Source organism: Pseudomonas frederiksbergensis (assembly GCF_017114915.1).
GTDB lineage: Bacteria > Pseudomonadota > Gammaproteobacteria > Pseudomonadales > Pseudomonadaceae > Aquipseudomonas > Aquipseudomonas frederiksbergensis_I.
The window spans coordinates 91,525-103,971 of sequence record NZ_JAAUOE010000006.1; the positions used below are offsets into that span (position 1 = coordinate 91,525).

The window sequence follows — 12,447 nt, forward strand, 5'->3', positions numbered from 1 at the left end:
TATTGAAAGGGGCGGCGTCTTGAGGCGCTGCCCGCACTCCCACGAATGTTTATGAGGACTCCCATGCGTCTTATCCGCATGCTGTTGCTGCCGGTACTGGCTCTGACCACGCTCTCGGCCCACGCCGACGACAAGGACGTGGCGCGTCTGACTCAACTGCTGGAAAAATCCCAGACCCTGACCGCGCGCTTCTCTCAGCTGACCCTTGATGGCAGCGGCACCCAGTTACAAGAAACTGCGGGTGAAATGTCCTTGCAGCGCCCGGGCCTGTTCTACTGGCACACCAACGCGCCGGCCGAGCAAACCATGGTATCGGACGGTAAGAAAGTGACCCTGTGGGACCCGGATCTGGAACAGGCCACCATCAAGACCCTCGACCAGCGCCTGACCCAGACCCCGGCGTTGCTGCTGTCCGGTGACGTGTCCAAGATCAGCCAGAGCTTCGACATCAGCGCCAAGGAAGCCGGCGGCGTGATCGACTTCACCCTGAAGCCGAAAACCAAAGACACCCTGTTCGACAGCCTGCGCCTGTCGTTCCGCAATGGTCTGGTCAATGATATGCAGATGATCGACAGCGTCGGCCAGCGCACCAACATTCTGTTCACTGGCGTGAAGGCCAACGAACCGATCCCGGCATCCAAGTTCAAGTTCGACATCCCCAAGGGTGCCGATGTGATCCAGGAATAACTGTAGGAGCGGGCTTGCCCGCGAATGCGTCGGATCAGCCAACATCAATGTTGAATGACACACCGCTTTCGCGAGCAAGCCCGCTCCTACTGATCGACATCAGGACCCAGTGAGGTTTCATAAGCAGTGATGGACCTGTTTCGCAGCGCCCCGATCGCTCAACCTTTGGCAGCACGCTTGCGTGCGGCCAATCTGGACGAGTACGTCGGTCAGGAACATGTGCTCGCTCGCGGCAAGCCTTTGCGCGAAGCCCTGGAGCAGGGGGCCCTGCACTCGATGATTTTCTGGGGGCCGCCGGGGGTGGGTAAAACCACCCTGGCGCGGCTGCTGGCGGAAGTCTCCGATGCGCATTTCGAAACGGTTTCGGCGGTGCTGGCCGGGGTCAAAGAGATTCGTCAGGCAGTGGAGGTCGCCAAGCAGCAGGCCGGGCAGTACGGTAAACGCACCATCCTGTTCGTCGACGAAGTGCACCGCTTCAACAAGTCCCAGCAGGATGCGTTCCTGCCATACGTTGAAGACGGCACGCTGATTTTCATCGGCGCGACCACGGAAAACCCCTCGTTCGAACTCAATAACGCGCTCCTGTCCCGGGCGCGTGTCTATGTGCTCAAGAGCCTCGACGAAGCGGCCCTGCGCAAGCTGGTGCATCGCGCGCTGACCGAAGAGCGCGGGCTGGGCAAGCGGCAACTGACCCTCAGCGACGAGGGCTTCCAGATGTTGTTGTCCGCCGCCGATGGCGATGGCCGGCGTCTGCTCAATCTGCTGGAAAACGCCTCGGACCTGGCCGAAGACAACAGCGAAATTGGCATCGACCTGCTGCAAAGCCTGCTCGGCGATACCCGTCGGCGTTTCGACAAGGGCGGCGAAGCCTTCTACGACCAGATATCCGCGCTGCATAAATCGGTACGCGGTTCCAACCCCGATGGCGCGCTGTACTGGTTCGCGCGAATGATCGACGGCGGCTGCGACCCGCTGTACCTGGCCCGACGCGTAGTGCGCATGGCCAGCGAAGACATCGGCAATGCCGACCCCCGCGCCCTGAGCCTGTGCCTGGCGGCGTGGGAAGTGCAGGAGCGCCTCGGCAGCCCCGAAGGCGAATTGGCGGTGGCCCAGGCCATTACGTATCTGGCTTGCGCGCCGAAAAGCAACGCGGTGTACATGGGCTTCAAGGCCGCGATGCGCAGCGCCACCGAACACGGCTCGCTCGAAGTGCCGCTGCACCTGCGCAACGCGCCGACCAAGCTGATGAAGCAATTGGGCTACGGCGACGAATACCGTTATGCCCACGATGAACCGGATGCCTACGCCGCTGGCGAAGATTACTTCCCGGAAGAGCTGGAGCCACAACGGTTCTATCAACCCGTGCCCCGCGGCCTGGAGCTGAAGATCGGCGAAAAGCTCAGTCACCTCGCGCAGCTTGACCGTCTAAGCCCCCGGCAGCGGAGAAAAAATTGATTCCCTTGATTGTTGCGGTTTCTGTCGGCGGTGTCGCCGGTACGCTGCTGCGCTTCGCCACCGGTAACTGGATCAACGCGAATTGGCCGCGGCACTTCTATACCGCGACGCTGGCCGTTAATATCGTGGGCTGTTTGCTGATCGGCGTTCTATACGGCCTGTTTTTGATTCGCCCGGAGGTATCGTTTGCGGTACGCGCCGGGTTGATCGTCGGCTTCCTCGGGGGGCTGACGACTTTTTCATCCTTTTCACTGGATACGGTGCGCCTGCTGGAAACCGGGCAAGTGCCGCTGGCCCTGGGCTATGCGGCCATCAGCGTATTCGGCGGGCTGCTCGCCACCTGGGCTGGCCTGTCCCTGACCAAACTTTGATAACGAGAAACCGACATGCTCGATTCCAAACTGTTACGTAGCAACCTTCAGGACGTAGCGGACCGCCTGGCATCCCGTGGCTTTGCCCTGGATGTTGCGCGCATCGAAGCGCTGGAAGAACAGCGCAAGACCGTCCAGACCCGCACCGAAGCTCTGCAGGCTGAACGTAACGCGCGCTCCAAGTCCATCGGTCAGGCCAAGCAGCGCGGCGAAGACATCGCGCCGTTGATGGCGGACGTCGAGCGCATGGCGGGCGAGTTGAGCGCCGGCAAAGTCGAGCTGGACGCGATCCAGACCGAGCTGGATTCGATCCTGCTGGGCATCCCGAACCTGCCGCACGAATCGGTGCCGATTGGCGATGATGAAGACGGCAACGTTGAAGTGCGCCGCTGGGGCACGCCGAAGGTGTTCGACTTCCCGGTTCAGGACCACGTGGCCCTGGGCGAGAAGTTCGGCTGGCTGGACTTCGAAACCGCCGCCAAGCTGTCCGGCGCCCGTTTCGCCTTGCTGCGCGGTCCGATTGCTCGTCTGCACCGGGCGCTGGCGCAGTTCATGATCAACCTGCACATCAACGAACACGGTTACGAAGAGGCTTACACGCCTTATCTGGTACAAGCGCCGGCCCTGCAAGGCACCGGTCAGCTGCCGAAGTTCGAAGAAGACCTGTTCAAGATCGGCCGCGACGGCGAAGCCGACCTGTACCTGATCCCGACCGCTGAAGTGTCGCTGACCAACATCGTGGCCGGCGAAATCGTCGACTCCAAACTGTTGCCGATCAAGTTTGTGGCGCACACGCCGTGCTTCCGCAGCGAGGCCGGTGCGTCGGGTCGCGACACTCGCGGGATGATCCGTCAGCACCAGTTCGACAAGGTCGAGATGGTGCAGATCGTTGAACCGTCGACCTCGATGCAAGCGCTGGAAAGCCTGACCGCCAACGCTGAAAAAGTCCTGCAACTGCTGGAGCTGCCATACCGAACCCTGGCGCTGTGCACCGGCGACATGGGCTTCAGCGCAGTCAAGACCTATGACCTGGAAGTGTGGATTCCTAGCCAGGACAAGTACCGCGAAATTTCGTCGTGCTCCAACTGCGGCGACTTCCAGGCCCGCCGCATGCAAGCGCGTTTCCGCAACCCGGAAACCGGCAAGCCTGAACTGGTGCACACCCTGAACGGTTCCGGCCTGGCGGTCGGTCGCACCCTGGTGGCGGTGCTTGAGAACTATCAGCAGGCCGACGGTTCGATCCGTGTGCCTGAGGTGCTCAAACCGTACATGGGTGGCCTTGAGGTCATCGGCTAAATGGACTATCTGCCGCTGTTTCATAACCTTCGCGGCAGTCGTGTGTTGGTCGTCGGCGGGGGGGAGATTGCCTTGCGCAAATCCCGCCTGTTGGCCGAGGCCGGTGCGCTGCTGCGGGTGGTCGCGCCTGACATCGAACCGCAACTGCGTGAGCTGGTGGCGGGCAGCGGTGGCGAGTGCCTGTTGCGTGGCTACGTCGAGGCGGATCTGGACGGTTGCGGGCTGATCATCGCCGCCACCGACGACGAACCGCTGAACGCGCAAGTCTCCGCCGATGCTCATCGGCGTTGCGTGCCGGTCAATGTGGTGGACGCCCCGGCGCTGTGCAGCGTGATCTTCCCGGCGATCGTCGACCGTTCGCCGCTGATTATCGCTGTGTCCAGTGGCGGCGATGCGCCGGTGCTGGCGCGGTTGATTCGCGCCAAGCTGGAAACCTGGATTCCTTCCACTTATGGACAACTGGCCGGTCTGGCGGCGCGTTTCCGCAACCAGGTCAAAGGCCTGTTTCCGGATGTGCAGCAGCGTCGGGCGTTCTGGGAGGATGTGTTCCAGGGCCCGATTGCCGACCGGCAACTGGCTGGGCAGGGCGCCGAGGCCGAGCGCTTGATGCTGGCGAAAATCAATGGCGAAGCCCCTGTGGCCACCGGTGAGGTCTATCTGGTGGGCGCCGGGCCGGGTGATCCCGACCTGTTGACCTTCCGCGCCTTGCGCCTGATGCAGCAAGCCGACGTGGTGCTGTATGACCGTCTGGTGGCGCCGGCGATTCTGGATTTGTGCCGTCGCGATGCTGAGCGGGTCTACGTCGGCAAGCGCCGCGCCGATCACGCCGTGCCTCAGGAACAGATCAACCAGCATCTGGTGGATCTGGCCAAGGCCGGCAAGCGCGTGGTGCGGTTGAAGGGCGGTGATCCGTTCATTTTCGGGCGTGGCGGCGAAGAGATCGAAGAACTGGCGGCCCATGGCATCCCGTTCCAGGTCGTGCCGGGTATTACCGCTGCCAGCGGTTGCGCGGCGTATGCCGGGATTCCGCTGACTCACCGCGATTACGCGCAGTCAGTGCGGTTTGTCACCGGGCACCTCAAGGACGGTTCCACCGATTTGCCGTGGGCCGACCTGGTCGCGCCGGCGCAAACCCTGGTGTTTTACATGGGGCTGGTGGGCTTGCCGATCATCTGCGAGCAGTTGATCAAGCACGGTCGCGCGGCCGACACCCCGGCGGCGTTGATCCAGCAGGGCACCACGGTCAATCAGCGGGTATTTACCGGCACGTTGGCCGACCTTCCACGGCTGGTGGCGGAGCATGAAGTGCATGCACCGACACTGGTGATCGTCGGGGAAGTGGTGCAACTGCGCGAGAAACTGGCGTGGTTTGAAGGGGCGCAGGGGCAGGTCTAGAGACCGAGTCACCGCTCCACATGATGTGATCGTTCCCACGCTCCGCGTGGGAATGCAGCCCGGGACGCTCTGCGTCCCATGCCGAAGCGGACGCGGAGCGTCCATTGAGGCATTCCCACGCAGAGCGTGGGAACGATCAATCTCAGGCCTTGCGCCAAACCCCTTTCCCGCTCAACCGCTCCCGATCATGGGCCACGGTGAAATCCTGCGCCGGCCCTTTGGGCACAACCCCGGTCGGGTTGATGGTCTTGTGGCTGCCGTAGTAGTGATTCTTGATGTGGGTGAAATCCACCGTCTCGGCAATCCCCGGCCACTGATAAATCTCCCGTAGCCAGTTCGACAGGTTCGGATAATCGGCAATCCGCTGCAGGTTGCATTTGAAGTGGCCGTAATACACCGCATCAAAACGAATCAGGGTGGTGAACAGCCGGATATCCGCTTCGGTCAGGTATTCACCCGTCAGGTAACGATTGGCGCCCAGCAGTTGCTCCAGCCGATCCAGTTCACTAAACAACTCATCGAACGCTTCTTCATAAGCCTGCTGCGAGGTGGCAAACCCGGCGCGGTACACGCCGTTGTTCACCGCTGGATAAATCCGCTCGTTTAGGGCGTCGATTTCGCTGCGCAGCGGTGCTGGGTAGAAATCCAGGTCATTGCCGGTCAAGTCATCGAACGCGCTGTTGAACATGCGGATGATCTCCGCCGATTCATTGTTGACGATACGCCCGAGCTGTTTGTCCCACAGCACCGGCACGGTGACGCGGCCGGTGTAGTCAGCAGTATCGGCGGTGTAGCGCTGGTGCATGAAATTGAAGTGATCGAGCTTGTCGCCAGTCGAGCCGAGGCTCTGGTCGAAGGTCCAGCCGTTTTCCAGCATCAACCAGCTGACCACCGACACGTCGACCAGGCTTTCCAGGCCCTTGAGCTTGCGCAGGATCAGCGTGCGATGGGCCCACGGGCAGGCGAGGGACACGTAGAGGTGATAGCGACCGGCCTCGGCGGCAAAGCCACCGACGCCGGTCGGGCCTGGCTTGCCGTCGACGGTCAGCCAGTTGCGCCGCTGCGCCTGTTCACGCTGGAACGCGCCGTCCTTGCTGCTTTCATACCACTGATCCTGCCAGCGGCCTTCGACTAACAATCCCATGTTTCTGACTCCTCAACCCATAAGCGTTGGAGAGGAGTCTATCCGCATAGGTTCGAACTAAAAGCGCAAAGGTTGGGCGTTTATGATCGGTTAAATCGATCGGTCTCGAGCATCCCAGTACTGCTGGGCGGTTTCGAACGCTTGCTCGCGGGTCTGGCCGAGGCCGCGCAAGGCCAGGGCCATGGTCGAGATCAATGCCATTTGCGGGTAGCTGTCGACCACGTCACCACGCCACACGGCTTTCAAGTGCTCGGGATCGAGGGTGGCCGGTTTGACGTGGCGTTGGCTGGACAACTGCGGCCATTCTTCATCCCAGCTTTTACCGCCGGTGGTGCCATACAGGTGACTGTCGGCGTCCGGGTTGATCTCGATCTCACCGCCGTCGCCCTTGATCACGATGGCGGTGTCCCCGAGCAGACCGCTGGCATCGCGATGCACCGCCTGATAGCCGGGGTGGAAAATGCTTTGCAGGCCACAACGGGCGCCCAGCGGGTTGAGAATCCGCGCCAGGGAATGGATCGGCGAGCGCAGGCCCAAGGTGTTGCGCAGGTCGATCATCCGCTGAAGCTGCGGGGCCCAGTCCACCAATGGCATGAACGCCAGACCGCCCTGATCGAGTGCCGCACCGACCTGCTGCCAGTTGCGACACAGCGGTATGTTCAAGGTCTGGAGCAGTTGTTCACTGTACAGCCGACCCGCCGTGTGCGCGCCGCCGCCATGCATGAAGATGCGCACGCCGTTCTGCGCCAGGCACTTGGCCGCCAGCAGATACCACGGCAGATGACGCTTCTTTCCCGCGTAAGTCGGCCAGTCCAGATCGACCGCCAGCGCCGGTGGATTCAGGCGTTCACGCAAGGCTTCGGTGAAGCCGGCCATTTCCTCGGCGCTTTCTTCCTTGTGCCGCAACAGCATCAGGAAGGCGCCGAGTTGGGTGTCTTCGATCTTGTCGTCGAGCACCATGCCCATGGCTTGGCGGGCTTCCTCGCGGGTCAAATCGCGGGCGCCGCGTTTGCCTTTGCCAAGGATCCGCACGAACTGGGCGAACGGGTGTTCGGCGGGCGTTTCTAGGGTCAGCGCTGGATAGTCGGTCATAAGCAATTCGTCGGTTTGGGCAGGCCCGCCAGTTTCGCGGCGAGTTTGGCAGGGGTGCCTTTGAACAGTCGGTTCAGGTGCAGGCTGTTGCCCTTGTCGGGGCCCAGTTTCAATGCGGTGTACTTGATCAGCGGGCGGGTCGCCGGGGACAGCTGGAATTCGTCGTAGAAACTACGCAGCAGCTCGAGGATTTCCCAGTGTTCCGGGCTCAACTCGATGTCTTCGGCGGCGGCGAGGGCGGTGGCCACCTCGGCAGACCAGTCACTCAGTTCGACCAGGAAGCCGTCCTTGTCCAGTTCAACGGCGCGGGCGCCAACGGTCAGGGATTTCATAGCCAACTGTTGACCTTGTCGTAATGAATCGACAACTCGACGAAGGCCGGATAATCGATGGCACTGGCCCAGTCCGGAACTTGCAGGGCACGCGCCTGAGCATCTTCGGCCAGTACGAACAGTTTCAGCTGGCGGGCGTTCAGCGCGCCGAACGGCGCGGTGCCTGGCTGCAAGGCATACGCTGCGTCGCCGCTCAGCAGCAGGGCATCGTTGGGGCCGATCACGCGCAGGCAACTGCTCAGGCGCTCGTCGCCGAAAGGGGAATGAGACAACACATGCAAAGTCGACATCAGAGGGTGATCACCTGGTCGTAACGGTCAATGAGGGCGGTGATGTCCTGGGCGGTCAACAGCCGGGCTTCTTCAAGCGACAGACCTTCAGGGTCCAGACCACGGGCAGCGACGCTTTCGGCGCACACGAACAGGTCTTCGACACCAAACATCGGCAAGGCCTGCAGGTTGGCGCTCAGGTCTTTCTGTTGCAACGCCTTGGCATCCTGTTTTGCGGCGAGCTGGAACACCCCGTCATCGAGAAACAGCAGGCCGATCGGCAGATCGAAGGCGCCGCCGGCCAGCACGATGTCCAGCGCTTCGCGCGCATTCGGCCCGGACCACGGCGCCTGACGGCTGATAATCAGCAAGGATTTAGCCATCTCACGCGCCTCCGAAACAGATCAGGCGGTCGGCGTCCTGCACCGCGTCATGCAACTGGCCAAGGCCGGACAATTCCCATGGTGCGCCCACGGCGACCGCTTCACGCTGATAGCGCTGGGCTTCTTCCTCGTTCAGCACACCACGGCGCAGGGCGGCGGCGATGCAGACCACGCCATCGAGTTGATGCTCGCTGACAAAGTTGCGCCATTGCTTGGGCAAATCCTGCTCATCCTGCGGCGTGACCACGCTGGCGGACGCGTTGTAGACGCCATCCTGATAAAAAAACAGCCGGACAATCTCATGCCCGCCGGCAAGCAGAGCCTGGGCGAACAGCAAGGCACGGCGCGAGGAAGGCGCATGGGCGGCGGAAAACAGCGCAATGGCGAATTTCATGACGGACTCGATCAGCGAAACTGCGGCCATGATAAAGCTTTATCGGCGAGGCGGCGAAGGTGGTGTGTCAGATGCCCCCCATTCAACCTACGTCAACCCATATAACTCGCAATGCTCCTGGTGATACAGTCCGCTTTTTTCTGATGAGCGAACGCAATGCGAATTCTGATGGTGGCGCTGGCCGCGACCTTGCTGGCGGGCTGCGCCGGATCGGCGATGAACGATGCCCGCAGCAAAACCCCGTACAAAACCCTGACGTCGGACAAGCCGGAAAAAGTCGTCGCCCAGTGCGTGCAGTTTGCCTGGCAGGACGAGGCGGTATTCGGCGTCGATGCGGGCGCATATTTGCAGCCGGGCAAGAAGGGCGGCTCGACGGTCTACACCCGTTCGGCCGAGTCCTTTGTGGACGTGACCACCGATGCTTCAGGCACGGCCTTGAGCTACTACGCCCAGCACGATGATTTTGTCGCCAAGCGCCGGTTGGCGGCGTTGGCGACCTGTTTGTAAGCAAGATCGAAAGATCGCAGCTTACAAATCCATCAAACGCTTCTGGAAAAAGAAGCGCTTGTGGCCCGGCGGGTAATCGGCAATGTGCCCCAGCTCGCTGTAGCCGTGTTTCTTGTAGAACTCCGGCGCCTGGAAGTCGAAGGTGTCCAGCCAGATCCCGATGCATTCCTTCTCCCGCGCCAGGTCTTCGGCCATTTGCATCAGCTTCGAGCCCATCCCTTGTCCCCGGGCCTGATCCGGTACCGACAACAACTCAATGAAAAACCACTGGTAAAACACCCGGCCATAAAGCCCGCCGAGAATCTCGTCGTTGTCATCGCGTACCAGTAAAGCAATCTGCTCTGACACCGTGGGCCCGGCCTTTGAAACGTTGTAGGCGCGCAGCGGGGTGAGGATCGCCTCGCGCTCTTGCTGAGTGGCATTTGTCGACAATTCGATTCGCAGGGTCATGTGCTACTTCCTTATGGCAGTGAAGGCTGAGCCTATCCCGGTCGCGGCGATTGTTCTATCCCCCCACACCGGAGAAATCCGTTTTCGTCTAACATCGACGCCCTCTGACGAAAATAAGGATGAATTGTCATGTCGAACACAGCCGAGCGGGTCAACATCATCGAGTCTCAGGTGTTGTCCCACAACTGGTATCTGCTGAAGAAAATCACCTTCGATTACCTGCGCAACAACGGCGACTGGCAGCGCCAGAGCCGCGAGGTCTACGACCGTGGCAACGGCGCGGCGATTCTGCTGTTCAACCGCGAGAAGAAAACCGTCGTGCTGACTCGCCAGTTCCGGTTGCCGGTATTCGTCAACGGCCATGATGGCTTGCTGATTGAAGTGGCGGCGGGGCTGCTGGAAGGCGCTGCGCCTGAAGAGCGCATTCGCGCTGAAGCCGAAGAAGAAACCGGCTATCGCGTCCACCATGTGCAGAAGGTGTTCGAGTCTTACATGAGCCCCGGTTCGGTCACGGAGAAACTGCATTTCTTTATCGCCGAATACGACGCGTCTTCGAAAGTCAGCGAGGGCGGTGGGCTGGAAGAAGAAACCGAGGAACTGGAAGTGCTGGAGTGGAAGTTCGACGACGCACTCGCGGCGTTTTATCGCGGGGAGATCTGCGATGCCAAGACCATCATGCTGCTGCAGTATGCGGCGATGAAAAATATCTTCGCAGGGGTTTGAACGGAGCTGTAGGAGTGGGCTTGCCCGCTCCTACAGGCGTTGGGACGATGGGGTTATGGCATTTGCGGCAACTCCTGCGGCCGCAGATCAAACACCAGCACCTCGGCATCCACGCCGTTGCTCAAGGTCAGCACCTGTTCTTCGCGAACCCGCACGCCATCGCCTTCCTGTAACGGCATGCCGTTGAGCTCGACACTGCCGCGTGCCACATGCACATATGCGTAGCGATTGGCGGCCAGTTCCAGCGTGGCGCTTTCCTGGCCGTCGATCAGGCCGGCATACACCCGCGCATCCTGCCGGACTTTCAGCGATCCCTTGGCCCCGTCCGGGGAGATGATCAGTTGCAGGCGTCCGCGTTTTTTCTGCGTGCTGAAGTGCTCTTGCTGGTAACGCGGTTTGGCGCCGCCGACGTCAGGCACGATCCAGATTTGCAGGAAGTGCACCGGGCGTGTCGAGGAGTGATTGTATTCACTGTGCGCCACGCCACTGCCGGCGCTCATCAGTTGCACGTCACCGGGGCGGATCACCGAACCGGTGCCCAAGGTGTCCTTGTGTTCCAGTGCGCCTTCGAGCACGTAGGAGAATATCTCCATGTCGCGGTGCGGGTGCTGACCAAAGCCTTTTCCGGCCGCCACGCGGTCGTCGTTGATCACCAGCAGGTCGGAAAAACCCTGCTCCCGAGGGTTGCGGTAGTTGGCGAAAGAAAAGGTGTGGAACGACTTCAACCATCCGTGATTGGCCGCGCCGCGATCCGAAGCTTTACGAAGGGTCAGCATGATGAAATCTCCTGTCAGGACGTGAATTCGTCCGAGTGAGGAGAAGGTTAATGTTTACCTTTCGGTGCGGTAAGTAGATGAAAATTGAAAAACTGTCCCTGTCAGGTTGACAGTTGTGTGGGTAGGTTCACGTATCCTTATTGTTACAATCAGCGATAATGTTCAGTACTGACGCTACGTTCCGATGACTTTGATTACAGTGATGTCCGATCCATGAAAACCGTGGCAATGGTGTTGTTCCCAGACTTTCTCCTGCTCGACATGGCCGGCCCCATGGAGGTGTTTTCCATCGCCAATCGTTATCTGCAACCGGCGGACCGTTACGAGCTGCAGACCATTGGCACCGAGCAGGGTGCATTGCGGGCTTCCAACGGCGTCAATGTCCAGGCTGATCTGCACATCGATCAGGCGAACGGACACTATGACGTGTTGCTGGTGCCGGGCGGGCCGGGGGCCTACAACGAAAAGCATCCGCCGCTGCTCGACTGGCTTCAGGGCGCCGTCAGCCGTGCACACCGTTATGGTTCGATCTGCACCGGGGCGTTCGTGCTCGGGCATGCCGGGTTGCTGGATGGGTATCGCGTGACCACCCACTGGCATTACACCGAGCGACTGATCAAGGGCTTCCCCAAGGCTGTCGTCGAGACCGATCAGATTTTCGTGCAGGATCGCAACCTCATCACCTCCGGCGGTGTCACCGCCGGCATCGACCTGGCGCTGGCGGTGGTTGCCCAGGACCACGGCAAGAAAGTCGCTCAGGACGTGGCCAAAGTGCTGCTGGTGGTGATGAAGCGCCAGGGCGGGCAGGCACAGTTCAGTCCATTGATGGCCGCGGTGGCTCCCCAGGAAACGCCGGTCACCCGGGTGCAGAACCATGTGCTCGAACACCTTGACGAAGCGTTCAGCATCGAGCGCATGGCCAGTCTGGTGAACATGAGTGCACGCCACTTCGCCAGGGTTTTCGCCCGGGAAGTGAACATGACGCCGATGGAGTTTCTGCAAAGCGCGCGCATCGATCACGCCAGGAACCTGCTGGAAACCAGCGAGCTGCCGCTCAAGACCGTGGCCTATAAAAGTGGCTTCGGCAGCGTGCGGCACATGCGTTTTCTGTTCAGTGAAAAGCTCGGCCTGACGCCCACTCAATACCGCGAACAGTTCAGCTAGAGTCCCTGG

Annotated in this window: 16 protein-coding genes; 8 read left to right on the top strand and 8 right to left on the bottom strand. The window is 60.9% G+C overall.

Annotated elements, in window-relative coordinates; all coding sequences use genetic code 11:
• Positions 1-63 precede the first annotated feature (63 nt).
• The 5 genes from lolA to cysG all read left to right on the top strand — a co-directional run bounded on the left by lolA (position 64) and on the right by cysG (position 5,204).
• Positions 64-687, top strand: coding sequence for an outer membrane lipoprotein periplasmic chaperone LolA (gene lolA / locus HCU66_RS06855; protein ID WP_018925528.1), 624 nt, complete (start codon positions 64-66; stop codon positions 685-687).
• 129 nt (positions 688-816) lie between these two features.
• Entirely contained in the window at positions 817-2,142 is a 1,326-nt protein-coding gene (locus HCU66_RS06860; protein ID WP_205887758.1) for a replication-associated recombination protein A, read from the top strand.
• Entirely contained in the window at positions 2,139-2,513 is a 375-nt protein-coding gene (gene crcB, locus HCU66_RS06865; RefSeq protein ID WP_007941127.1) for a fluoride efflux transporter CrcB, read from the top strand. The genes HCU66_RS06860 and crcB overlap by 4 nt, the downstream gene beginning before the upstream one ends.
• A gap of 15 nt (positions 2,514-2,528) precedes the next feature.
• Entirely contained in the window at positions 2,529-3,809 is a 1,281-nt protein-coding gene (gene serS, locus HCU66_RS06870) for a serine--tRNA ligase (RefSeq protein WP_205887759.1), read from the top strand.
• A complete protein-coding gene (gene cysG / locus HCU66_RS06875; protein ID WP_205887760.1) occupies positions 3,810-5,204 on the top strand; it encodes a siroheme synthase CysG in 1,395 nt (464 codons plus the stop codon). It abuts the gene before it with no gap.
• Between the two features lie 142 nt (positions 5,205-5,346).
• Here the strand turns inward: cysG and HCU66_RS06880 are convergent, their stop codons facing one another.
• From HCU66_RS06880 to tusD, 6 genes are all read right to left on the bottom strand, one after another.
• A complete protein-coding gene (locus HCU66_RS06880) occupies positions 5,347-6,348 on the bottom strand; it encodes a glutathione S-transferase family protein (RefSeq protein WP_205887761.1) in 1,002 nt (333 codons plus the stop codon).
• A gap of 90 nt (positions 6,349-6,438) precedes the next feature.
• Entirely contained in the window at positions 6,439-7,440 is a 1,002-nt protein-coding gene (locus tag HCU66_RS06885) for a glycosyl transferase family protein (RefSeq protein WP_205887762.1), read from the bottom strand.
• A complete protein-coding gene (locus tag HCU66_RS06890; protein ID WP_205887763.1) occupies positions 7,437-7,772 on the bottom strand; it encodes a TusE/DsrC/DsvC family sulfur relay protein in 336 nt (111 codons plus the stop codon). Before HCU66_RS06890 ends, HCU66_RS06885 begins: the two co-directional genes overlap by 4 nt.
• Positions 7,769-8,062: a sulfurtransferase complex subunit TusB gene (gene tusB, locus HCU66_RS06895; RefSeq protein ID WP_205887764.1), complete on the bottom strand. Its 294-nt coding sequence runs from the start codon at positions 8,060-8,062 to the stop codon at positions 7,769-7,771. Before tusB ends, HCU66_RS06890 begins: the two co-directional genes overlap by 4 nt.
• Positions 8,062-8,424 carry a sulfurtransferase complex subunit TusC gene (tusC, locus tag HCU66_RS06900; RefSeq protein ID WP_205887765.1) on the bottom strand — a complete coding sequence of 121 codons (363 nt, stop codon included), beginning with the start codon at positions 8,422-8,424 and terminating at the stop codon, positions 8,062-8,064. The genes tusB and tusC overlap by 1 nt, the downstream gene beginning before the upstream one ends.
• 1 nt (position 8,425) lies before the next feature.
• On the bottom strand, positions 8,426-8,818 hold the full coding sequence (gene tusD / locus HCU66_RS06905; protein WP_205887766.1) for a sulfurtransferase complex subunit TusD: 393 nt from the start codon (positions 8,816-8,818) through the stop codon (positions 8,426-8,428).
• 156 nt (positions 8,819-8,974) lie between these two features.
• Here tusD and HCU66_RS06910 point away from each other — a divergent pair, with 156 nt between their 5' ends.
• Complete coding sequence (locus tag HCU66_RS06910) at positions 8,975-9,325, top strand: hypothetical protein (protein WP_205887767.1); 351 nt, start codon at positions 8,975-8,977, stop codon at positions 9,323-9,325.
• A gap of 21 nt (positions 9,326-9,346) precedes the next feature.
• Here HCU66_RS06910 and HCU66_RS06915 read toward each other — a convergent pair whose 3' ends face one another.
• Entirely contained in the window at positions 9,347-9,775 is a 429-nt protein-coding gene (locus tag HCU66_RS06915) for a GNAT family N-acetyltransferase (RefSeq protein ID WP_205887768.1), read from the bottom strand.
• Between the two features lie 129 nt (positions 9,776-9,904).
• Here HCU66_RS06915 and HCU66_RS06920 point away from each other — a divergent pair, with 129 nt between their 5' ends.
• Positions 9,905-10,498 (top strand): NUDIX domain-containing protein, encoded by a 594-nt coding sequence (locus HCU66_RS06920; protein WP_205887769.1) that lies wholly within the window; start codon positions 9,905-9,907, stop codon positions 10,496-10,498.
• Between the two features lie 53 nt (positions 10,499-10,551).
• Here HCU66_RS06920 and HCU66_RS06925 read toward each other — a convergent pair whose 3' ends face one another.
• Positions 10,552-11,274, bottom strand: a complete 723-nt coding sequence (locus HCU66_RS06925; protein WP_205887770.1) for a pirin family protein — start codon at positions 11,272-11,274, stop codon at positions 10,552-10,554.
• A gap of 213 nt (positions 11,275-11,487) precedes the next feature.
• Here HCU66_RS06925 and HCU66_RS06930 point away from each other — a divergent pair, with 213 nt between their 5' ends.
• A complete protein-coding gene (locus HCU66_RS06930) occupies positions 11,488-12,438 on the top strand; it encodes a GlxA family transcriptional regulator (protein ID WP_205887771.1) in 951 nt (316 codons plus the stop codon).
• Positions 12,439-12,447 lie beyond the last annotated feature (9 nt).